Source organism: Pseudomonas sp. 05L36 (genome assembly GCF_056398125.1).
This window is the reverse complement of record NZ_JBFTOU010000001.1, coordinates 311,512-332,029: the sequence shown is the minus strand read 5'-3', so window position 1 is coordinate 332,029 and position 20,518 is coordinate 311,512. Positions and strand designations below refer to the sequence as shown.

21 protein-coding genes are annotated in these 20,518 nt (G+C 57.0%); 10 read left to right on the top strand and 11 right to left on the bottom strand.

All coding sequences use genetic code 11. From position 1 onward, the window contains the following. Positions 1-44 precede the first annotated feature (44 nt). From AC1DKH_RS01455 to AC1DKH_RS01435, 5 genes are all read left to right on the top strand, one after another. Positions 45-1,226, top strand: coding sequence for an MFS transporter (locus AC1DKH_RS01455; RefSeq protein ID WP_477797202.1), 1,182 nt, complete (start codon positions 45-47; stop codon positions 1,224-1,226). A 257-nt stretch (positions 1,227-1,483) separates the two neighbouring features. Next, a complete protein-coding gene (locus tag AC1DKH_RS01450) occupies positions 1,484-1,759 on the top strand; it encodes an SDR family oxidoreductase (protein WP_477797201.1) in 276 nt (91 codons plus the stop codon). Between the two features lie 331 nt (positions 1,760-2,090). Further along, positions 2,091-2,576 (top strand): (2Fe-2S)-binding protein, encoded by a 486-nt coding sequence (locus AC1DKH_RS01445; RefSeq protein ID WP_477797200.1) that lies wholly within the window; start codon positions 2,091-2,093, stop codon positions 2,574-2,576. Continuing rightward, a complete protein-coding gene (locus AC1DKH_RS01440) occupies positions 2,569-4,797 on the top strand; it encodes a xanthine dehydrogenase family protein molybdopterin-binding subunit (protein WP_477797199.1) in 2,229 nt (742 codons plus the stop codon). The genes AC1DKH_RS01445 and AC1DKH_RS01440 overlap by 8 nt, the downstream gene beginning before the upstream one ends. A gap of 136 nt (positions 4,798-4,933) precedes the next feature. Then, entirely contained in the window at positions 4,934-5,944 is a 1,011-nt protein-coding gene (locus tag AC1DKH_RS01435) for an XdhC family protein (RefSeq protein WP_477797198.1), read from the top strand. A 479-nt stretch (positions 5,945-6,423) separates the two neighbouring features. Here AC1DKH_RS01435 and AC1DKH_RS01430 read toward each other — a convergent pair whose 3' ends face one another. After that, the gene (locus tag AC1DKH_RS01430) at positions 6,424-7,551 is read right to left on the bottom strand and encodes an alkene reductase (protein WP_477797197.1); all 1,128 of its coding nucleotides are present in this window, start codon (positions 7,549-7,551) and stop codon (positions 6,424-6,426) included. 93 nt (positions 7,552-7,644) lie between these two features. Between AC1DKH_RS01430 and AC1DKH_RS01425 the strand changes: the two genes are divergently transcribed. The 3 genes from AC1DKH_RS01425 (at position 7,645) to AC1DKH_RS01415 (ending at position 9,198) form a co-directional block, all read left to right on the top strand. Further along, entirely contained in the window at positions 7,645-8,028 is a 384-nt protein-coding gene (locus AC1DKH_RS01425) for a winged helix-turn-helix transcriptional regulator (protein WP_477797196.1), read from the top strand. A 72-nt stretch (positions 8,029-8,100) separates the two neighbouring features. Continuing rightward, positions 8,101-8,391 carry a muconolactone Delta-isomerase gene (gene catC / locus AC1DKH_RS01420; RefSeq protein ID WP_477797195.1) on the top strand — a complete coding sequence of 97 codons (291 nt, stop codon included), beginning with the start codon at positions 8,101-8,103 and terminating at the stop codon, positions 8,389-8,391. 51 nt (positions 8,392-8,442) lie between these two features. After that, entirely contained in the window at positions 8,443-9,198 is a 756-nt protein-coding gene (locus tag AC1DKH_RS01415) for an SDR family oxidoreductase (RefSeq protein ID WP_008017997.1), read from the top strand. A gap of 86 nt (positions 9,199-9,284) precedes the next feature. Here AC1DKH_RS01415 and AC1DKH_RS01410 read toward each other — a convergent pair whose 3' ends face one another. After that, on the bottom strand, positions 9,285-10,448 hold the full coding sequence (locus AC1DKH_RS01410; protein WP_477797263.1) for an MFS transporter: 1,164 nt from the start codon (positions 10,446-10,448) through the stop codon (positions 9,285-9,287). A gap of 556 nt (positions 10,449-11,004) precedes the next feature. On the opposite strand from AC1DKH_RS01410, the gene AC1DKH_RS01405 reads away from it, so the two are divergent. Both AC1DKH_RS01405 and AC1DKH_RS01400 read left to right on the top strand, forming a co-directional pair. Then, positions 11,005-12,678, top strand: coding sequence for a nitrite/sulfite reductase (locus AC1DKH_RS01405; protein WP_477797194.1), 1,674 nt, complete (start codon positions 11,005-11,007; stop codon positions 12,676-12,678). Beyond that, the gene (locus tag AC1DKH_RS01400) at positions 12,675-13,178 is read left to right on the top strand and encodes a DUF934 domain-containing protein (protein WP_477797193.1); all 504 of its coding nucleotides are present in this window, start codon (positions 12,675-12,677) and stop codon (positions 13,176-13,178) included. The genes AC1DKH_RS01405 and AC1DKH_RS01400 overlap by 4 nt, the downstream gene beginning before the upstream one ends. Positions 13,179-13,232: 54 nt before the next feature. Here the strand turns inward: AC1DKH_RS01400 and AC1DKH_RS01395 are convergent, their stop codons facing one another. From AC1DKH_RS01395 to AC1DKH_RS01355, 9 genes are all read right to left on the bottom strand, one after another. After that, the gene (locus AC1DKH_RS01395; RefSeq protein ID WP_477797192.1) at positions 13,233-13,607 is read right to left on the bottom strand and encodes a cobalamin B12-binding domain-containing protein; all 375 of its coding nucleotides are present in this window, start codon (positions 13,605-13,607) and stop codon (positions 13,233-13,235) included. Positions 13,608-13,734: 127 nt separating this feature from the next. Next, entirely contained in the window at positions 13,735-14,940 is a 1,206-nt protein-coding gene (locus AC1DKH_RS01390) for a CaiB/BaiF CoA transferase family protein (RefSeq protein WP_477797191.1), read from the bottom strand. Further along, the gene (locus AC1DKH_RS01385; protein ID WP_477797190.1) at positions 14,930-15,340 is read right to left on the bottom strand and encodes a PaaI family thioesterase; all 411 of its coding nucleotides are present in this window, start codon (positions 15,338-15,340) and stop codon (positions 14,930-14,932) included. The genes AC1DKH_RS01390 and AC1DKH_RS01385 overlap by 11 nt, the downstream gene beginning before the upstream one ends. Positions 15,341-15,358: 18 nt before the next feature. Continuing rightward, positions 15,359-16,165 (bottom strand): enoyl-CoA hydratase/isomerase family protein, encoded by an 807-nt coding sequence (locus tag AC1DKH_RS01380; protein ID WP_477797189.1) that lies wholly within the window; start codon positions 16,163-16,165, stop codon positions 15,359-15,361. Between the two features lie 10 nt (positions 16,166-16,175). Continuing rightward, positions 16,176-16,940 (bottom strand): SDR family NAD(P)-dependent oxidoreductase, encoded by a 765-nt coding sequence (locus AC1DKH_RS01375; protein WP_477797188.1) that lies wholly within the window; start codon positions 16,938-16,940, stop codon positions 16,176-16,178. A 1-nt stretch (position 16,941) separates the two neighbouring features. After that, positions 16,942-18,087 carry a thiolase family protein gene (locus tag AC1DKH_RS01370; RefSeq protein WP_477797187.1) on the bottom strand — a complete coding sequence of 382 codons (1,146 nt, stop codon included), beginning with the start codon at positions 18,085-18,087 and terminating at the stop codon, positions 16,942-16,944. Then, positions 18,084-18,443: a Zn-ribbon domain-containing OB-fold protein gene (locus AC1DKH_RS01365; RefSeq protein WP_477797186.1), complete on the bottom strand. Its 360-nt coding sequence runs from the start codon at positions 18,441-18,443 to the stop codon at positions 18,084-18,086. Before AC1DKH_RS01365 ends, AC1DKH_RS01370 begins: the two co-directional genes overlap by 4 nt. 183 nt (positions 18,444-18,626) lie before the next feature. Next, positions 18,627-19,457: an oxidoreductase gene (locus tag AC1DKH_RS01360; protein WP_477797185.1), complete on the bottom strand. Its 831-nt coding sequence runs from the start codon at positions 19,455-19,457 to the stop codon at positions 18,627-18,629. An 80-nt stretch (positions 19,458-19,537) separates the two neighbouring features. Then, a complete protein-coding gene (locus tag AC1DKH_RS01355) occupies positions 19,538-20,476 on the bottom strand; it encodes an NAD(P)-dependent oxidoreductase (protein WP_477797184.1) in 939 nt (312 codons plus the stop codon). Between the last annotated feature and the right edge of the window lie 42 nt (positions 20,477-20,518).

The following is a 20,518-nucleotide window of genomic DNA, read 5'->3' as shown; positions in this document are numbered from 1 at the left end:
GTTTATGCTGTCTCCACTACGGGAATTTATGCGGAGTGTTAACGATGAATATCGAAGTGAAAGCTGACAACACACTGGGCGTTATGCGGGCCGCCTGGGTAATCACGGCAATATTTATACTTTCCAATGCTGCAACACCGTTATATGGAATTTGGCAGGATGAATTAGGATTTGCTTCGGGAATACTGACTGTTATTTTCGGATGTTACATTCTCGGGTTGTTAATGACGTTAATTGTTGCTGGGCAACTTTCGGATCACTATGGGCGCAAAGCAATGTTGCTGCCATGCATTGTGATAGCCATCGCAGCCGCAGTGTTATTTGAGGCGGCTCAAAGCGTCTTCGTCCTGATGCTTGCGCGCTTCCTGACAGGCGTATCAGTGGGTATCGTCGTCTCTGCGGGTATGGCCAATGTAGTTGAACAGACCTCGTCCCATCGTAAGCATTTCGCGTCGTTAATGGCCTCTGTTGCCATGGTCGCGGGGGCGGGCTCGGGACCTTTGTTAGCGGGGGTAATAGCCCACTACTACGCGGATCCGATTCGCCTGGTCTTCAGCACTGAAATCCTGCTGTTGTTGCTCGCGCTGGTCGCCGTTCTTCGCCAACCCCATCGGAAGTTGGGTACAGGAACGTTCCGTCCCAAGCTTCCCTCTATACCAAAGCAGAGCATCGGTATTGTCTTGCTGGGAGTGACCTTTTTCGGACCCGGGATCACAGCTACGTCTTTTGTGCTTTCGTTGGGACCGAAGATGCTCGCGACATTTTTACATACCAATCAACCCCTCCTGAGTGGTGTGATGGCGTTTTTCATGTTTCTTACCGCGGTGCTCGTGCAATTTGCGATGAAGCCATTCAGCGTTAAAAAAATGTTTTTGCTCAGCGGGCTCTCGACGACTTTAAGCATGCTGAGTCTGTGGGTTGCGCTGCACTTTGGCTCTGCGGCGTGGCTTCTGGTAGGCGCTTTGTTTGCCGGTGCGGGTCAAGGTCTGGGGCAATTAGGCGGGTTGACGCTGATTGCCGATAATGTGTCGGCCAATCGCCGAGCTGAAGCGAATGCGATATTCAATATCGGCGGTTACATACCAGCCGGCATCATTCCTGTGGCCACGGGTTATCTCATTGAATTTTTTGGTTTGGAAATGGGAGTGACTGCCTTGGCTTGTTTTATTGCCAGCAGTGCTCTGCTGGCGCTGGGCGGCTTGGCAAAGTCTGCGAGGGTCGCTTGATCGAGTGATGTTCATTTCCACAAAAAAAGCCGGGAGGCAACTCCCGCCTTTTTTATTCAACCGCCCCGTATTGAGTTGATATTTTGTCAACTGACTCCTGTCTTCATATCGTTTGAGCGGTCACGCTCGTTGTTCGACCATTCCTGAAACGATCTGGTGCTGGCGGATACAACAGGAGGTCAAATGAACAAATCATCGCAACTTTTGGTGTTGACTGCGCCACGCAGCCTGCGCGCCAATGCCACATTGAAGGTGGCGTGGTCAACCTGTCCCGCAGCCTCGACATTGAATTCGCCGCGAAAGGTGTCACGGTCAATGCCATTGAGCCCGGCATCGTCGATACGCCATCATTCCAGCGTTTTGCCGCAGATATGCAGGACCGCCCCAAAAACACGGCCTCGGTCAAGGGCATCGGCACCCTTGACGATATAGCCAATGCGGTCGATTTTTTTGTCAATCCTTTAAGCAGCTATGTGACCGGTCAGACGTTGTGCGTCTGTGGCGATCGCACTCTGTTGTCCGCCAGCGTGTGAGGAGGTCAGAAAAAACATATAACAACCACAGCATATATTTTAAGCCAATGGCGAGTAGCTATGACAAGTTATCGGCATGGGTATTTATTCACATCCGATGTGAATAAATAACAGCTACCAGCTCCCTTATTGGCCTGCGAGAATTGTTCGAACTCTGGATGACGTATCAGTGAAGCAACCTTCTGGTTCGTCTTTGACGACAGTGGGTAACAGCTGAAATGTGCGGCGACTTAATCGGTTTCAGCTGAAACACATGTTGTGAACAGCTGGGTGGGTGAGGCGTATATTGAGCGCACGTCACCAGGCATTTTCTTGCAGAGAGGCGAGCACCATGAGTCAGTCACTATCGCTGGTTGTGAATCAAAAAACAGTTACAGTCGAAGTTGATGATCCAAATATGCCACTCCTATATGCTCTTCGCGATGAGCTTGGATTTCATGGTCCTAAGTTCGGCTGTGGCTTGGGCCAGTGTGGTGCTTGCACGGTATTGCTCAATGGAGAGGCGTTGCGGTCTTGCCTGATGCCTGTATCCGCCGTCGTAGGTTCCAGCGTCACCACGCTTGAAGGTTTGGCCGAAGGCGACGCCTTGCATCCTCTGCAACAAGCGTTCATCGATGAACAAGCAGTGCAGTGCGGCTACTGCATCAACGGCATGATCATGCAGTCGGCGGCGTTGCTGCATCGCAACCCGACACCGAGCGACGAGCAAATACGCCAGGAACTGGCCAATAACTTATGCAAGTGCGGCACTCATGTGCGGATCTTGCGCGCGATAAAACGCGCCTCCGAATCGTTGCAGGGAGGCCAACATGTTTGATATCTCAAGCAGTCGACGAGGGTTTCTCAAGGGCGGGGCGGTTGTGGTCGGCTTTAGCCTGCTACCTCAAGCCGCTCAGTTGCTTGCTCAAACAGGTAATCAGGACAAAAGCGTCGACATCGATCAGGTCGACGGATTTCTAGCCATCGATAAAACCGGTCAGGTCACGGTGTTCTCCGGCAAAGTTGACCTGGGTACCGGGGTTGAGACCGCGCTGGCGCAAATGGCCGCCGAAGAACTCGATGTAGCGATTGAACGGATCACGATCATCCAGGGTGATACAGCATTGACCCCGGATCAAGGCACCACATATGGCAGCATGTCGATCACCAATGGCGGGGTGCAGATTCGCCAGGCTGCGGCGACTGCCCGTCAGGCATTGATAGCTAAAGCCGCCGTGCGCTTGAAGGTCGGCATTGATCGCTTGCAAGTCACCAACGGCGTGATCTCCACCGCACCTGGGGCACCTGGCCTCAGCTATGGCGAACTGGTTGGCGGCGATCAGTTGAACTTGCCCATCGCGACGAACGTGGTGCTCAAAGATGCCACGCAATACCGGAGCATCGGTAAGTCCGCGGCGCGTCGTGATATTCCACCAAAAGTCACCGGCGACTTTACCTACATGCAGGATTTCAAGGTGCCGGAGATGCTCCATGCCCGGGTCATTCGGCCACCAGCGATGGGGGCAACGCTAGTCAGCGTTGATGAGGCGTCGGTCAAGGACATTCCTGGTCTATTGAAAGTCGTGCGCGAAGGAAACTTCCTGGCAGTGGTGGGCAAGACGGAATGGTCAGTGATACAGGCGACTAAAACCCTCAGCGCTTCGTGGACGAACTGGACTGGACTGCCTGAGCAGGAAAAGCTTTGGGAGCATGTGCGTGCTACACCCGTGACGAATACCGAAGTCTCCAGCAATTTTGGCGATACCGGTGCGGCTTTGGGCAGCGCACATCGGACGTTGAAATCCACCTACGACTTCGCCATTCATACCCATGGCTCCATCGGCCCATCGTGTGCCATCGCCCAGTTCAAGGACGGTGATCTGACCTGCTGGACTGCATCTCAGGGCACCCACGCCTTGCGTAGGCAGTTGGCGGTGATGTTCAAGCTTGATCCAAAAAACGTACGCGCGATTTACCTGGAAGGCGCCGGTTGTTATGGCCGCAACGGTCATGAGGACGCAGCGGCAGATGCAGCTTTGTTGGCGAAGATCATGAACAAGCCGGTGCGCGTGCAATGGATGCGTGCCGATGAACACGGGTGGGACCCGAAGGGGCCTCCGACGCTCATCGATATGCAGGCCGGTTTCGACGCTGACAACCATTTGACGGCGTGGCAAAGCGACTTTTTCGTGCCGGACGGCAAACCGGGTACGGTGGCGCTGATCGCTGCCAACCTGAGTGGCATGCCCCACGAAGACTTCATCTCGCCGGGCGGCGTGATGGGTAACTCAGGCATTCCTTACCGCTTCGCCAATATCCTCACTCAAGGTCACCGCTTGGCCAATACGCCGTTTCGTCCTGCATGGATTCGCTCCCCGGGACGGATGCAGAACACTTTTGCCAACGAAAGCTTTCTCGACGAAATTGCAGCAGTTGAAGGAATTGATCCGATGACGATCCGTCTCAAAAGCATCGATCCCACCGACTTGCGTGGTGCCGAGGTGCTGCAACGTTTGGCAACGATATCGAAGTGGCAGGCAGGGGCTTATCCTCGCCCGGCCGGTACCGACGAGACGGTAAGGGGGAGGGGATTGGCCTACGTCAAATACGACTTGTCGAAAACCTACGTGGCCATGGTGGCGGACGTTGAGGTAAACCGAAAAACCGGCAAGATCCTTGCGCGCAAGTTCTACGTCACTCATGACTGTGGACTTGTGATCAATCCCGACGGGACCCGCAACCAGATCGAAGGCTGCATTGTGCAAACCCTCAGCCGGACCTTGCGAGAGGAACTCAAGTTCGATCAGTCGACCGTGACCAGCCGCGACTGGGCGTCCTATCCGATCCTCACCTTCCCGGAAGTTCCGGAGATCGAAATTGAGTTGATCGAACGTCCCACGGAACCTCCGCTGGGCGTAGGTGAAATTGCCGCGGCCGTGGTGTGTGCGGCGGTCGGTAACGCGGTGTTCGACGCTACGGGAGTGCGTCTGCGATCAATACCTTTCACCGAGGCCAAAGTGTTGGCCGCGTTGGGGCATACCGCAAGCACCAGTGTTTGACTGCCCGCAATAGCGGCAAAACTACCCGCTGCTGTGATGCAGCAGCGAGTGTTTTTTCTGAGTGCTCAGCGTGGGTTTTCAGCCACATTCCCACCCTGAATTAAGTCTCTATCCTTCAAGTATGTCCGGAGGCCCCATGGACAGCGTCGATCTCAACGTCTTGAAAAACGTCCTGCAATGGCGCCGCGACGGACATCTTGTCTGGCTCTATACGGTCATCCAGACATGGGGAAGTGCACCCCGTCCACCAGGCGCGATGTTAGCCTTGCGCGAAGATGGCATGGTGATCGGGTCAGTGTCGGGAGGGTGCATTGAAGATGATCTGATCGCGCGTCGTCAGTCAGAACGGGATCAAGATGTGCTCAATGTTCCCGTACAACTGATCACCTACGGATTGAGCAGGGAAGAAGCGGCTCGTTTTGGACTGCCCTGCGGAGGCACGTTACGGTTAACCGAAGAACGGATAACTGATCCGTCCTGGGTCGAAGAACTGTTGGCGTGCTGCGAAAAGCACGAAATTGTGAGTCGTGAACTGTCGTTAAGCACAGGTCAGTCGAAACTGGGTGCTGCGACGCGCGATGATCTCCTTGAGTTCGACGGAAAACGACTGAAGACTGTTTATGGGCCGCGCTGGCGTCTGCTGTTGATTGGCGCTGGACAACTGTCCCGCTACGTGGCGTCTATGGCTCGAATGCTGGATTTCGACGTCCTTATCTGCGATCCGCGAGAAGAGTTCGCCTATGGCTGGGAGGACGAAGGAGCCCGCTTTGTTCCAGGAATGCCCGACGATGCCGTGCAAGCTATCGTCCCTGATGCGCATACTGCCATCGTCGCGCTCACCCATGATCCAAGGTTGGATGACATGGCACTATTGACCGCACTGAAGTCCGATGCTTTCTATATCGGCGCGCTTGGCTCTCGAGTTAACACACTCAAACGTCGAGAAAACCTCCTGTTGCTTGGGTTGGCGGAGGACGAAATTGCTCGATTGCATGGGCCTGTTGGTTTACATATTGGTAGTCATACTCCGCCGGAAATAGCCTTGTCGCTGATGGCCGAAATCGTCTCGATCAAGAATGGAGTCCAAGCGGTGCAAAAGAAGTCCTTTGTTGAACCGCATCTGTTATCGCTGATCGCAAGCGCCTGAATCTCTGAGATCTAACACCGACTGAACCAAAGCAGTGATTTATAACGTTGCTCGTTACCTTGCCCAAGCTCCGTAGAATCACCCGGGGATGCAAAAGCTGTGGTCTCTGCCTGCTTTGCAAAGAGGACACTATCTCTAGCCTTTTTAAGCGGACGTCTAAGCGACAAGTGCGCCGTCATCTCGCTCAAGGCATCTCTATCATGCCACTGGATAGTCGGCAAGTGGCTGCTGGGATCACTGATGCGGCCCCAACAGCTATATGAGCGCCGATGTTGGCCGCACTTACCAATCCTTACTTTCTACTACCGACTTCGCAGCCAATCCAAAAATCCCAGCATTGAAAGTATCGAGTGTTTGTTCACCCTGAACTCAGAATGTGTGAAACCGCTTTTGGTCTTCATTGTCTTGCAGCGACGTTCATTGGCTGAGAGATTGATCGGTTATTCACGCAAGGTGTGATTTGGCGGACGCGTAACGACTTATTCGATATATGGAAAGTCGGTATAGCCCTTCTCACCGTCGCGTGTATAGAAGGCGGAATGAGGAGCCTCAGCAAGCGGCCAATTGTTTCTCATACGATCCACCAAGTCAGGATTGGCAATGAAAGGTCTGCCGAAAGCAATCAGGTCTGCCCAACCGTCATCCATTGCCGCCTGAGCCGCTTGTTGGTCAAATCCTCCACACCAGATCAATGTTCCCTGAAAGGCTTTACGGACCTCGCGCACCAATTCGTCACTGAGATTATTTTCGTTGAACTCGCTGTCCACAGTGTTGCCTGCTGGTAACGGTTGGTAGACGACATGCAGATAGGCAATTTCACGGCGATTCAACTCGCTGCACAGGTAAAGCAAAGTTTCTTCTGCGAATGGATCAGAGGGCATGCTATTGAATTTTCCGAATGGGGAGACACGAACGCCGACCTTATCGGCCCCTAGTTCCCGAATCGCAATGTCGACCACATCCAGCAGCAGACGCGTTCGCGTTTGGGGTGTCTGCCCCCCGAATTGATCAGTACGCGTGTTTAGGCTCGAGTTCATGAACTGATCGAACAGATAACCATTGGCGCCGTGAATTTCCACACCATCAAACTCGGCAGCTTTCGCATTTCTGAAGGCGAGCGTGAACTCATCGAGCAGTCCTGCGACCTCGTCGGTCTCAATCTTGCGCGGAGTATCCGCGGGAACGAAAACCGCAGTACCTGTGCTGTCGTAGATAAATACATCGGATTGTGCTGCCCGCTCATCGGTCGCACCACGCGGTGCCTCTCCGTTAGGTAGCATTGTGTGGTGGGCCATTCTGCCGACGTGCCAGATTTGCAGAAAAATCGTACCGCCGTGGAGATGGACTCGGTCGGTTACCAGGCGCCAACCTTGAGTCTGCTCCGCTGTATAGATGCCTGGGGTGCAAGCGTAACCCTTGCTATACGCAGAGACATCGGTAGCTTCCGTAATGATCAGGCCAGCACTCACTCGTTGCGCATAATAGGCCGCCATAAGCGCATTGGGGACGTCCCCGGTGGAGGTGCGTGATCTGGTCATCGGGGCCATGACGATGCGGTTTTGCAGCTTGCGGGTACCTAGTGCATAGGCCTTGAACAAGGAGGACATCTGAATTATCTCCAAAGTGGACTGGAGAACCAGATTAGTTAGAGCTTATTCTCCTATCTACACACCCTTTGGTATGCAAGATTAAATCGCCCTATGACCCTTACAAAAATGCTTCCCCGCCTACCCATCGAGCGAACCCTTGGCATCATTTCAGGACGCTGGAAAGCAGTCATCATCCATGTATTGCTAGAGGGTCCCAAGCGAACGTGCGAGATAGAGACTCAAATTACCGGCATCTCGCAGAAAGTCCTGATCCAGCAGCTCAAGGCGCTCGAAGAACACGGCATTGTTTGGCGAAAAACCTCTCTTGAAGAGCCGCAACGCGTTGATTACTCGTTGACGCCATTGGGATTGAGTCTTGAACCTCTGATTTCGTCGCTCCAGGATTGGGGCCAGCAACATGCGCAAGAACTGGGGGACGCCCATCGACTGATATCGTGCGACGCGGTCGTGCGTTCACTTGATGGCCAGCGCTAGTGTGAGTCAAACAGCGTGCTAAAGGGAGAAAGCAGCTAGCCACTACCGTTCATCAAACCTGAGGAGAGCATCATGCTGTTCCATGTGAAAATGACCGTGAATTTGCCAGTCGACATGAACCCAGAACTCGCCGCCCAGCTCAAGGCCGATGAGGTGGCCTTGGCGCAGCGCCTGCAGCAGCAAGGGAAGTGGCGCCACCTATGGCGCATCGCCGGGCACTACGCCAATTACAGCGTCTTTGACGTCGACAGCGTTCAGGAATTGCACGACCTGTTGATGCAATTACCGCTACATCCCTACATGGCAATTGAGGTAGATGCGATGTGCCAGCATCCAGCCTCCATTCATGAGGATAATCGCTAGGCCGACGTTGTTCCGTTTTGCATGCTAATCAATGCACGATGAGGATCCATCATGACCAAGATTGCTATCGTTACCGGTGCAAGCCGGGGGCTCGGCCGAAGCACTGCACTGAGCATCGCTCGCCACGGCAGTGATGTCATTGTTACTTATCAGAGCCGTGGTGAAGACGCTGAGGCTGTCGTCGCAGAAATCAACGCCTTGGGGCGCAAGGCGATCGCCTTGCAACTCGATACCGGAAAAATTGCTGGTTTCGCGCCATTCGCTGGGCAACTTCAGAAGGCATTACGCGAGATCTGGCAGCGCGAAACATTCGATCATTTGGTGAATAACGCCGGTCATGGTGATTACGCTCTGATCGAACAGACCACTGAGGAGCAGTTCGACGGGCTGGTCAACGTCCATTTCAAGGGTGTTTTCTTTTTAACGCAGACGCTGCTGCCATTGATCGCCAATGGCGGCCGTATCATTAACCTATCCTCCGGGTTGACGCGGGTTTCCTTTCCTGGCTATGCCGCTTATGCAGCAGTCAAGGGCGCGGTCGAGATACTTTCCGTGTACATGGCCAAGGAACTGGGTGGCCGAGGTATTGCGGTCAACACTGTGGCGCCGGGCGCAATCGAAACTGACTTTGGCGGCGGCGCCGTCCGCGACAATTCTGAGGTCAACAAATTGTTCGCGGATATGACCGCGCTCGGCCGCACCGGGCTACCGGACGATATTGGACCGATGATCGCGAGTTTGTTGTCTGAGGACAATCGCTGGGTCAACGCTCAGCGGATTGAAGTGTCCGGAGGCCAAGGGATATAAGTGGGATGATGATCGCGCTTCCCAAGAGTGGGTCATCGAGGTTCATGGGGTTGCGAAGCTGACAACCCCACGGACCACGTCACCCGTCAATCAGGCGCTGTCTTCGCAGCGCTGGTTTTGTTCGGCTTCGGCGCTTTGCGAACCTCAATCAACAACATCAACACGAGAACGACATTGATTAGCGCGAGGCCACCGAGGACCATCATGGTCACCGTTGCGCCGTATCGCTCCTGCAAGTACCCCCCAGCCAAAGGTGTCAATGCTTGCGCAATCAATGTGGGGCGAGCAATTCGGCCCAGTATGATCGGGTAGATACGTGTACCGAACAGCGCCAGGGGCAAGGTGCCGCGAACGATGGAACGAATGCCACTACCAGCGCCGTAAAGCACGATGCCCAATGCTGCCATCGTGGGTGACATGATCACGCACACCAGACCAAGCGCGACGAGAACCGAAGAACCTAACGCGCTCCAGATCGGGTGAGTTTGCCTGCCGATGAATATATCGATGGCGCGGGCACCCACTTGGCTGGGTCCGAGCAGTGCGGCAATACCCAGGGCTGCTGCGAGCGAGATGCCTTGCGCTTGTAGCACGGCGATCAGTTGGACCGAAATCGCGGTCATGATCACGGAGGCCAGGATGAAGCCTGCTGTCAGTAGCTTGAACATCCTTTCTTGCGCCACGTTCGATAGAGCTTGTTCGATGCCTGGGTGAGCCGTTGTTGTTTGTGTTGCGGGGACGTGTTTGGGAAACACAAACAGGTAGATCGGTAGTACCAGCAGCGCAAGTCCGGTGCTGTACACCAAACAGGTTTCACGCCAGCCGAAGCGCTCGATGAGGATGGCAATCAGCGGCCAGACTATGGTGGTACAGAACCCCGAAATCAGCGTGATCCGGGTGATCGCGCCGCGAGCTTTGTCTCCATAGCGTTGTCCCAGAGCGGCAAACAAAGGGTCGTAGAGTCCGACAGCCATTCCGACACCGATCACAACCCAGGCCAGAACAAAACAGGGCAGGTTGGGTGCGCTGGCGAGCAAGACCAGGCCCAGTGCAATGACGAGGCCACTACTTGCGAGGATCAGTCGACCACCGGTCCTGGCGACCCCGCGGCCGACCATCGGCGCCAGCAGCCCTGAGATCAGAATCCCTATCGAAAGTGAACCGTACACCCATTGCTGCGACCAGCCCGTGTCCTTGACCACCGGCCCTGCCAGCATCGCCATTAAAAAGAATGAACCACCCCAGACCATAATCTGTGCGATGGCCAATAAAACGGAAACAGCCACCGTTGGTTTTGGGTGCAGGTCTGTCACTGACATCCTCGAAGGGCATAAAAAAGTGATCGGGCATTCGATACCCCATTTTTGTCGCAAGACGGGCCCGCTCGCTAGCCTGAAAAAGTGCGGACGCCGTCCGTAAAAATGCACATCCTTTACTGTGTACTGATTCAGTTTTCAACGCAGGGCACGAGGAAACTCATCACCGCCTGGACGGCCGGGGACTACGAGTTTTCGTATATCGACGGGAGTGCATGGTTCATTGACGGCATCAGATAAGCAATTAAAAGCCATCTCATATTGATTTGAGTATTGGAGGGGGATGTGGCGGTTGCTCCGCGTTAAAACAGACACACCAAACTTTAAAAAAAACGATATCAGATATGCCACGAGTACCGGATGGATTCCGCCGGATCTGATCCGGTTTTTTATGCATGACCTGATTCTGTAATGAATATCAGCGCAAGCGCATATTGGCCCCATCGAAGTTGCCCCGTGTGAGAGGGCAAACACTGATGAGGACCAGAGCATGTATCAATACGACGACTACGACCGTGCACTGGTGCTGGAGCGCGTAGAGCAGTTTCGCGATCAGGTCGAACGCTATCAGGCGGGCGAGTTGAGCGAAGAAGAGTTTCTGCCGCTGCGTCTGCAGAACGGTCTGTATATGCAGAAGCATGCCTATATGCTGCGGGTCGCAATTCCCTACGGCACTGTGTCGGCGCGGCAGTTGCGCACCCTGGCGCGAATCGCTCGCGACTATGATCGCGGCTACGGGCATTTCACCACCCGGCAAAACCTGCAGTACAACTGGATCGAGCTGCATCAGGTACCCGAGATTCTGCAGCACCTGGCACAAGTGGACATGCATGCGATCCAGACCTCGGGAAATTGCGTGCGCAATATCACCACCGAAGCCTTTGCCGGCGTCGCGGCCGATGAACTGATGGATCCGCGACCTTTGGCCGAAATCCTGCGGCAGTGGTCGACGATCAACCCGGAGTTTCTGTACCTGCCGCGCAAGTTCAAGATTGCCATCTGTTCCGCAAAACAGGATCGTGCGGCGATCATGATGCACGACATCGGCCTGTACCTGTATGCCGACGAAGCAGGCCATATGCGTTTGCGGGTGATGGTCGGCGGTGGATTGGGGCGCACTCCGATCTTGTCGCAGCAGATCCGCGAGGACCTGCCCTGGGAGCATTTGCTGTCTTATGTCGAAGCGGTGCTGCGGGTCTACAACCGCCACGGACGACGTGACAACAAGTACAAGGCGCGAATCAAGATCCTGGTCAAGTCACTGGGCATCGAAGCCTTTGCTGCTGAAGTCGAACAGGAGTGGCAGCAGATCAAGGATGGTCCCGCGCAACTGACTGAAGTCGAATACCAGCGCGTCGCCCGTGCCTTTGTCGTCCCAGCGTATCAATCGCTGAGTCATACCGAACTGAGTTTTGGCAGTGATCTGATGGCTTTTCCTGACTTTGCACGCTGGGTATCGCGTAATACCCAAGCGCATAAAGTCCCCGGCTACGTGAGTGTCGTGCTGTCGACAAAACCCGGGGCGGACACACCACCTGGCGACTTGACGGCAGTGCAGATGGAGGCGGTGGCCGACTGGTCGGAGCTTTTCGGTTTCGGTGAGATACGTATCGCTCATGAACAGAACCTGATTTTACCGGACGTGCGCAAGAGCGATTTGCTCGCGCTGTGGACGCTGGCCTGCGAGCAGGGATTGGGGGTCGCCAATGCGGGCTTGTTGACTGACATCATTGCCTGCCCCGGTGGCGATTTTTGCGCCTTGGCCAATGCTCGTTCGCTACCCATTACCGCTGCGATCCAGGCGCGTTTCAACGATCTGGACTTCCTGCATGACCTGGGTGATTTCACCTTGAACATTTCCGGCTGCATGAATGCCTGCGGTCATCACCACATTGGCAACATAGGCATCCTTGGGGTCGATAAAAACGGCATGGAGTGGTACCAGATCACCCTGGGTGGCGCCCAGGGCAAAGCCGCGGCATTGGGCAAAGTGATCGGCCCGTCGTTCAGCGCCGAGCAAATACCGGATGTTATCAAGCGCATCGTCGACACCTTCGTCGACTATCGCGAAGTCGATGAAAACTTCATCGATACCTTCTCCCGCATCGGTATCGAGCCGTTCAAGGAGCGGGTCTACCCCAAGCATGCGGAGGCCGTGGCATGAACAACTTGCTGATGTTGTGCGAAGGCGGTGCGCGCCATGTTCTGGATGACCAGTGGACCTTGATCCGCGACATCGAGGGCGAACTCCCGGCCGGCCCGCTGATCCTGCCACTGGCGCGTTGGCGTCAACGACAGGAGAGAGGCGCGCTGCATACAATCAGCGTGGATGGCGTGTGGCTCGGCCCCGATGACGATTTGGAAAGCCTTGAAATGTGGCTGGATGTATTGCCACTTATCGCCCTGGATTTTCCCAGCTTTCGCGACGGACGCGGCTACAGCCAGGCCTATCTGCTGCGCACGAGGCTGGGCTGGGAGGGCGAGTTGCGCGCAATTGGCGATGTGCTGCGCGATCAGCTCAGCCACATGCGCCAGTGCGGTTTCACCAGCTTTGCCGTGCGTGAAGACAAATCCTCTGAAGATGCCCTTAAAGGACTGGCTGGTATGAGCGTGCTGTATGGGCGTTCGGTGATTGAGCCGCGGCCGTTGTTTCGGCGTCGCTGAACCTTTCCGCATTCGGTTCGCTGGCTTGAACTGATTGTTGCTCGACAAGGCTCATCAACTGTTAGGCAGCACATCGTCCCCAGGACCGAAGACGGCACTGACACCCTGCTTGGTGAGTGAGGCGATGTCCGATTGCGCAATGATCCCGCCCAGCACCACGGGGACGTCGATGCGCCGCCGACGCAGATGTTCGAGCAGGTCGTAGAGTATTTCGTTGTGCACGCCCGCCAGGCTGGAAAACCCGATCAGGTCGACCGGCCCGGCGCTGTCCTTGGACGCCAGCAGTTCAGTGGGGCTCTGGAACAGTGGCAGCATCGTGACCCGAAATCCTGCTTCGACGAGTACTGAGGTGATCAAGCGGATCCCGCTATCATGGCCATCCAGGCCCAGCTTTCCGAGCAGTACCTGTGGCGGTCGGCCATGATGCATCGTAAACCGTGAAGAAGCCCGCGACATGTGCAGCGAGTTTCAATAACGGAGTGTTTTGCAGAAAAGAAAAACCCCGGGCCCTTTCAGCGCATCGCGAAGAAAGGGCCCGGGGTTTAGCCACTGGCGATCAGAGGGGTTCGCTACAGTGCAATGCCTGCGATGCCTCCAGCGCGGCGATCTGCGCTTCGGAAAACGCAAAGTCGCGCAGTACCGAGCGAGAATGTTCACCGTTTTGCGGGGCTGGCGCATAGGGCGTTTGCGCAGCCTGCACGCTGTTGATGGGAAACCCCGGGACGCGCACGGCGCCATGTACAGGATGGTTGAGCTCAACCAGCATGCCATTGCTGGCGAGCTGCGGATGCTTCATCAGATCGCTGTAGTCGGCCACCTTCGAGCAGAGAATGTCCGCTTCATGCAACACGCGCAGCCAATGGGTCGTTGGCTTGCTCATGAATACATCGGTCAGCGCTGCGCACATCTCGGCGCGGTGGATGACCCGTTGCGTGGAGCTGACGAAGCGTGGGTCGGCGATCCATTCTTCGTGGCTCAGAACCTTGCACAATGTTGGCCAGCGGTTGCCGTTGTAGGCCGCTACCATCAGCCAGCCGTCCTCGGTCTGGAAGGCTTCGTTGGGTGCCGAGTAGGGTGCGCCACTGCCAATGCGCGTCGGCAGCTTGCCATCGCTCAGATAACTGGTGATGGACGACTGTTGCAGTGCCAGCGCCGAGTTCATCAGGCTGACATCCAAATGGCCGCCCAGTCCATCACGCTGACGGGCGTGCAATTTGGCCAATACGGCCATGCAGGCCATGTAGCCGGTGACCACGTCCACCACCGGCGCCTGCACTTTGCAGGGGGCTGAGCCCGGCGTGCCGATCAGGCTCATCAGGCCTGAATCGGCCTGTAGAATCCCATCGACACCCGCCCGGTCTGAATAGGGGCCTTCTTGGCCGTAGGCCGAGATCGAGCAATAGATCAGGTCGGGCTTGAGTGCTGCCAAGGTTTCATAGCCCAGGCCCAGCCGGGTCATCACGCCCGGGCGCATGCTTTCGATCAGCACGTCGGCTTGCAGCACCAGGCGTTTGATGACCTCGATGCTGTCGGGGTGCTTGAGGTCCAGGCCGATGCATTGCTTGCCGCGATTGAAAGCGTGGTAGAGCGCGCTGTCTTCACCCACCCAGGCTGGCCCCAGGGTGCGGCCCAACTCACCTTCGCGGGGTTCGACCTTGATCACCCGCGCGCCCATGTCGGCCAGCAGCATGGTCGCCGTAGGGCCTGCGGCGATCTGGGTGAAATCGAGGACGGTGAGGCCGTCCAGTGCGTTACGTAACATGATTATCTCCTCGGATCGACGCCCGGGGTTTCTTGAAGGTGCCTTGGGCGGTGGCCAGAAGAGTTCCGGTGTCGGACAGAAGCTCGGCTTCGGCGAAGTAGAGGCTCCTGCCGGCGCGGCGAACCCGGCCCAATGCGCTAACGCTTCCCTCGAATGCCGGTTGCAGGTAGGCAATGTTCAACATCGCGGTGAGTCCATGGACCTCTGCTTCGCCCTCGTCACTGTGCAAGCCTGCATAGCCGCACGCCGCGTCCATCAGTGTGGCGATCATCCCACCATGCAAGGCGCCCTGGCGGTTGAGATGTTGCTCGGCAATGAGCAGCTGGAATTCGGCCTCTCCCGGCATCCAGCGGATCAACTTGACGCCCAGGCCCTGAAGAAAGGGATTGTGTAATTGCATGATCACTCCTCGGGCCACCTAGCGGCCTTTGTATTGCGGCACACGTTTCTCGGCAAAGGCTTGACGGCCCTCGATGCGATCTTCGGTATCGCGCAGTACGCCCCAATACAACTCGGTCAAACGCTGGGCATCGCGGTCGCTGAGGTGCGCCGTGCTGCGTGACAAGGTTTGCAGCGCTTGTATCGCCAGGGGGGCTTGTCGAGAAATGTGCTCGGCCAGTTCCATGGCGCGTGCCAGCAATGCCTCTGGGCTATCAAGCAGCTCGGAAACTAGGCCGATGCGATGGGCCTGGTGTGCATCGATACGTTGACCGGTCAAGGCCATTTGCATGGCATGGGCCGCCGGTACCGCACGCATTAGCCTATGCAAGCCACTGACTGCAGGGATAGAGCCCACTGCAGCCTCCGGCAACCCGAAGGACGCGCTGCTGCTGGCGATGCGCAGGTCACATTGCAACGCCAGCTCTAAACCACCCCCCAGGCAGTGACCGTTCACAGCGGCAATCAGCGGCTTGTGCAGATCGAGGTCGGTGAGGTCCATCAGGCGGATGTACAGCCCGGCATCGGCAGCAGGCTCATTGGCCAGGAACAGCGCCTGAGCGTAGGACGCGGACGAGGAACGGGTACTTTTAAGGTCTGCACCGACGCAAAACGCTCGCTCGCCGGCGCCCGTAATGACGGCGACGCGAAGCTCTTGGCAGTCGCGCACGTACTCCAGATGCTCGCGCAGGGCCTGGAGCGAGTCCAGGTCCAGCGCATTCAAAGCCTGCGGGCGGTCTAGCGTTATCAGCGCAACCGCCCCCTGTATTTGCATTGTTACTGACATGGCAATTACCTCAGACACTGGCCGATGACAGACTGCGTCCGCCACAGACATACAAGGTTTGTCCGGTAACATAGGAGCTGGCCGGGTCGAGGAAAAACAACACGGCGTTGGCGATGTCCTCGGGGGTTCCGATTCGTTTTACCGGCACGGTTTCCTTGAGTTTTGCCTGAACGTCCGGGGCGAAGCTCTGGAACAGCGGGGTATCGACGATGCCGGGCGCGATGGCGTTGACGGTGATGCCCTTGGCGGCGAACTCGATGGCCAGGCTGCGGGTCAAGCTCACCACGCCGCCCTTGGCCGCCGAGTAGTTGGCCTGGCCGAAACCGCCGAGCCAGGCCCTGGAGGACATGTTGACGATACGGCCAAAGCCTTTTTCCAGCATCAGGGGCAGAGCGGCCTTGCAGCACAGGAACTGGGCGCGCAGGTTGGTATCAACCACCAGATCCCAGTCCTGCTCGGTCATGCTTAGAAAACGCTTGTCTCTGACCACACCGGCATTGTTGACCAGAAAATCGAGCGAACCATGGGCATCGTGGATCCGCGCAAAGGCTGCGTTGACGGCCTCACCCTCGGTCAGGTCCAGCGCGATACCGGCGACCTTCAAGCCTTGCGCCGTCAAAGCTTCGACGCTGGCGGCCAGTGCAGCTTCGTCGCGGTCCAGCAGATAGACAAACACACCCTGGCGAGCCAGCCGCTCGGCGATTCCCAGCCCAATGCCGCGTGCGGCGCCGGTGATCGCGGCGACCTGTGCAGCAGTGAAGTTTCGTGTACTCATCTCAAATTCCCAGAATGTGGACAGAAGAGGCTGCGTGGTCGACGCCGGCGATACCGCCACCGGTGCATTGCGCCAGGCCCAGCGTCGGTGAACCGGCCTGGCGGCTGCCGGCGCGGCCTTGCAATTGCCAGGTCAGCTCGACCATTTGCGCCACTCCGGTGGCTCCCAGCGGGTGGCCCTTGGCGAGCAGACCGCCGCTCGGGTTGACCGGTACGCGGCCGCCAAGGGCGGTGGCACCCGAGTGCAGCAGCGACACCGCTTCGCCAGGCGCCGCCAGGCCCAAGGCCTCGTAATAGAGCAACTCGGCAATAGTGAAGGCATCATGCAGCTCGACCACGCCGATATCGGCGGGCCCCACACCGGCTTGCTCATAGGCCAGCCGCGCCGCACGTGCAGTGATTTCTGCATCGAGAATGTCGTCATCGCCGGTTTCGCGCATGCCCGAGACAACGATCGAACCCAGCACCTTGACGTCCTTGGCATGCGGCCCAGGATCTGTCCCGAGTACCAGTGCTGCGGCACCATCCACTTGCGACGGGCAGCACTGCAACAGGGTCAGCGGGTCGGCGATCATTCGTGAAGACAGCACCTGCTCCAGGGTAACTTCGGTACGCTGTTGCGCATACTCATTGAGCGAGCCGTGGCGTCGGTTCTTCACAGCAACGGCCGCCAGGTCGGCCGGACTGGCGTCGCGTTCATGGATGAAGCGGGTAGCGCGCATGGCATAGACCGCAGGGAGCACCATACCTGCGGTTGCGTACAGATCGGTCATGCGATCGTTGCGCTGCATGGGAATGGTGCCGCCGCCCAACGCCGTCAGTTGTTCGATACCAAACACCAGCACCCGTTCGTATTGTCCGGCCATCAGCGCATGCCGGGCCAGGTGAACGGCAGTCGCGCCGCTGGCGCAGGCGTTCTCGATGTTATAGACGGGAATGCCCCGAAGACCCAGGTCGCGTAAAATGACCTGGCCGAGAATCATCCCACCCAGCACATTGGCGCAATAGACCGCCTGGATGTCTGCCAAGGCAACGCCGGCATCGGCTACCGCGTCAAGAATCGCTCGTTGGGCAAGCTCCGGCGCCATCACGCCGACATGGCGGCCAAACGGCGTCATCGCGGCGCCCATTACATGCATCTGGATCATGGACGTGCCTCCAAGGATTCGAATACGTAGCCAAAAGTCTCGTCGGCAACCACCTGGCATTTCTCGCCAATGATCGGTCGACCGTTGCTGCCGGCGAGGCGTCCGAACAGGCGGACCGGACCGGGTAGGTCCACGTAGGCCAGAACGAAGGGGTTCAGTCCGCTCTTGGGGCTGGGGTGCATGATGGTGAAGCTGTACACGCGGCCTTCCACGCTCAGGGTGGTGTCCTGGAACTGATCGGCGAGGGGCGAATCGGCGGGTACCGCGGGGAAGACGATTTCGCCAGTGGTGGCATGTCGCGAGGCAGAAAGACCGGGCGGTGTGGTGGATGCCCAGATCGTTGACGGACTGTTCATGTGACCTCCTGTTTTTGTTGGCGCTCGAAAGCGAACGTCTGGAGGTATGTTCGGACACGCATCAATGCGCGACAAACGATATAAAAACGCTGTTGAATTGAGAAAAAATCAAACCAGTTGGCGCAAAGGGGCTCGTTGACTGACGCAAATGATGGCGGGTCTTATCGGCCCGCCTGGTTCATTTTACACCTGGAAATCAGTCGACGAAGACAGCTCACGCCACTGTTCCAGCTCAGCGGCAACGGCTGCGTTCTTGACCGTAATCCGTTCTATGGCGTCACTGCCCAAAGGCAAACGCAGGGGTGGGTTGGGCGCATCGACCAATGCCAGGATGGCCTCTGCCAGCTTCTCGGGATCGCCGGGTTGGCTATGATTGGCGGTTTCGGCAAACCGGCGCATGGCACCGACAGTGGCGTCGTAGTCCGCGATCACCAAGGGGGATGTGACCAGCGACTGCTCATCGAGAAAGTCGGTGCGGAAAAAGCCGGGCTCAACCACCGTGGCCTTGACACCCAGTGGCGCAAGTTCTTGCGCCAGGGCTTCGGTCAAGCCCTCGACCGCGAACTTGGTCGCGCCATATACCCCCCAACCGACATAGGCCTGGTAACCACCGAGCGAGGAGAAGTTGATGATGTGCCCCGAGCGCTGCTTGCGCATATGCGGCAGCACGGCCCGCGTAACGTTGAGCAAGCCGAAAACGTTGGTGCTGAATATGTTCTGCACTTCAGTAGCGGTTGCTTCTTCGACGCCCCCCAGCAAACCATACCCTGCGTTATTGACCAGAACATCGATCTGGCCAAAACGTTGGATGCCTTCTGCGATTGCTTCATGGGCATCGCTCTCGCGCGTCACATCAAGTTTCGCCGCAAACAAACGTGGGTGTTCCCCGAGCCGTGCTGTCACTTCCTCGGGCTTTCTCGCGGTGGCGATAACGTTGTCGCCCGCCTCCAGCGCCCGTTGCGTGAGCAAGGCACCAAATCCCCGTGATGAACCGGTAATCAACCAAGTACGCATGGCAGTGTCTCCAAGTATCGAATCGAATAATCCTTCGTCGGTGACTCACTTGCATCTATGGGCAAGACCGTAGGGTAGGGCTATGGAATTGTCTGCTCTTCGATGGCTGCCTTGGCCATTTTCTCGAGCACTTTGACCACGTGGGTCATGTCCCGAGCCGGGTCACCTTCGCCTATCGCCTGGTCGAAAAATTGCTTGACCACGGCGCAAGTGAAGACCGGCGCGCCCATGTTTTCAGCCTCGGCCAAGAACAGCCGTACATCTTTGCGCATCAGGTCCAGGCGAAAACCGAAATCGAATTGGCGACTCAAGACCGTACCGGCCAGTATATGCTCGCTACTGAAACTGCGCGCGGTGCTCGCATTAAGCATCTCCAACATTTGCCTGGGTTCGAGTCCGGCCTTGATGCCGAACAGCAGCGCTTCGCTGGTCGCCACCAGGGTGGCACCGACGATCATGTTGTTGACCAGTTTCAGGGTCTGACCCAGACCGGGCTTTGTGCCGATATGCTCGACTTTCTTGCCGAAACAGGCGAACACGGCCTCGCACTGGTCATACGCGGCCTTGTCGCCGCCAACCATGACCGAAAGGGTACCGTTCTGTGCGCCGGCCACGCCACCTGCCAAGGGAGCGTCCAGTGCCTGGATGCCGCGTTCGCGCAGCGCCTGTTCCAGCCGCCTAGCCATGCTCGGGCCGGTGGTGGAGTGGTCTACCAGGATTTTCACCTGTTGACCGTGGATGACACCGTTCTCGCCCAGCACCACGTGCTCGACGATATCTGGAGTCGGCACGCAGATCAGAACGATCCGCGCGTGATCTGCGACTTCGCGGGGCGTGTCATGGTTGCGCGCTCCCCGTTCGAGCAAGGGCGCCAACGCCTGGGGATTGGGGTCGTACAGGCTCAGGCCATAACCTTTGTCGAGCAGGTGGTGGGCCATTTTCTGGCCCATGGCACCCAGCCCGATGAAGCCGATGGTTTCGCTCGATACAGAGTCTGAAAACGCATGACGTGGGTTCATCGTGTGTGTCGTCCTTATTATTGGGATGACACCATCCTAGGA

Bases quoted from the DNA above. Each gene is read 5' to 3' on its own strand.
- AC1DKH_RS01455 (WP_477797202.1), top strand. From the start codon at position 45: ATGAATATCGAAGTGAAAGCTGACAACACACTGGGCGTTATGCGGGCC.
- AC1DKH_RS01445 (WP_477797200.1), top strand. From the start codon at position 2,091: ATGAGTCAGTCACTATCGCTGGTTGTGAATCAAAAAACAGTTACAGTC.
- AC1DKH_RS01440 (WP_477797199.1), top strand. From the start codon at position 2,569: ATGTTTGATATCTCAAGCAGTCGACGAGGGTTTCTCAAGGGCGGGGCG.
- AC1DKH_RS01435 (WP_477797198.1), top strand. From the start codon at position 4,934: ATGGACAGCGTCGATCTCAACGTCTTGAAAAACGTCCTGCAATGGCGC.
- AC1DKH_RS01430 (WP_477797197.1), bottom strand. From the start codon at position 7,551: ATGTCCTCCTTGTTCAAGGCCTATGCACTAGGTACCCGCAAGCTGCAA.
- AC1DKH_RS01425 (WP_477797196.1), top strand. From the start codon at position 7,645: ATGACCCTTACAAAAATGCTTCCCCGCCTACCCATCGAGCGAACCCTT.
- catC (WP_477797195.1), top strand. From the start codon at position 8,101: ATGCTGTTCCATGTGAAAATGACCGTGAATTTGCCAGTCGACATGAAC.
- AC1DKH_RS01415 (WP_008017997.1), top strand. From the start codon at position 8,443: ATGACCAAGATTGCTATCGTTACCGGTGCAAGCCGGGGGCTCGGCCGA.
- AC1DKH_RS01410 (WP_477797263.1), bottom strand. From the start codon at position 10,448: ATGGTCTGGGGTGGTTCATTCTTTTTAATGGCGATGCTGGCAGGGCCG.
- AC1DKH_RS01405 (WP_477797194.1), top strand. From the start codon at position 11,005: ATGTATCAATACGACGACTACGACCGTGCACTGGTGCTGGAGCGCGTA.
- AC1DKH_RS01400 (WP_477797193.1), top strand. From the start codon at position 12,675: ATGAACAACTTGCTGATGTTGTGCGAAGGCGGTGCGCGCCATGTTCTG.
- AC1DKH_RS01395 (WP_477797192.1), bottom strand. From the start codon at position 13,607: ATGCATCATGGCCGACCGCCACAGGTACTGCTCGGAAAGCTGGGCCTG.
- AC1DKH_RS01390 (WP_477797191.1), bottom strand. From the start codon at position 14,940: ATGTTACGTAACGCACTGGACGGCCTCACCGTCCTCGATTTCACCCAG.
- AC1DKH_RS01385 (WP_477797190.1), bottom strand. From the start codon at position 15,340: ATGCAATTACACAATCCCTTTCTTCAGGGCCTGGGCGTCAAGTTGATC.
- AC1DKH_RS01380 (WP_477797189.1), bottom strand. From the start codon at position 16,165: ATGTCAGTAACAATGCAAATACAGGGGGCGGTTGCGCTGATAACGCTA.
- AC1DKH_RS01375 (WP_477797188.1), bottom strand. From the start codon at position 16,940: ATGAGTACACGAAACTTCACTGCTGCACAGGTCGCCGCGATCACCGGC.
- AC1DKH_RS01370 (WP_477797187.1), bottom strand. From the start codon at position 18,087: ATGATCCAGATGCATGTAATGGGCGCCGCGATGACGCCGTTTGGCCGC.
- AC1DKH_RS01365 (WP_477797186.1), bottom strand. From the start codon at position 18,443: ATGAACAGTCCGTCAACGATCTGGGCATCCACCACACCGCCCGGTCTT.
- AC1DKH_RS01360 (WP_477797185.1), bottom strand. From the start codon at position 19,457: ATGCGTACTTGGTTGATTACCGGTTCATCACGGGGATTTGGTGCCTTG.
- AC1DKH_RS01355 (WP_477797184.1), bottom strand. From the start codon at position 20,476: ATGAACCCACGTCATGCGTTTTCAGACTCTGTATCGAGCGAAACCATC.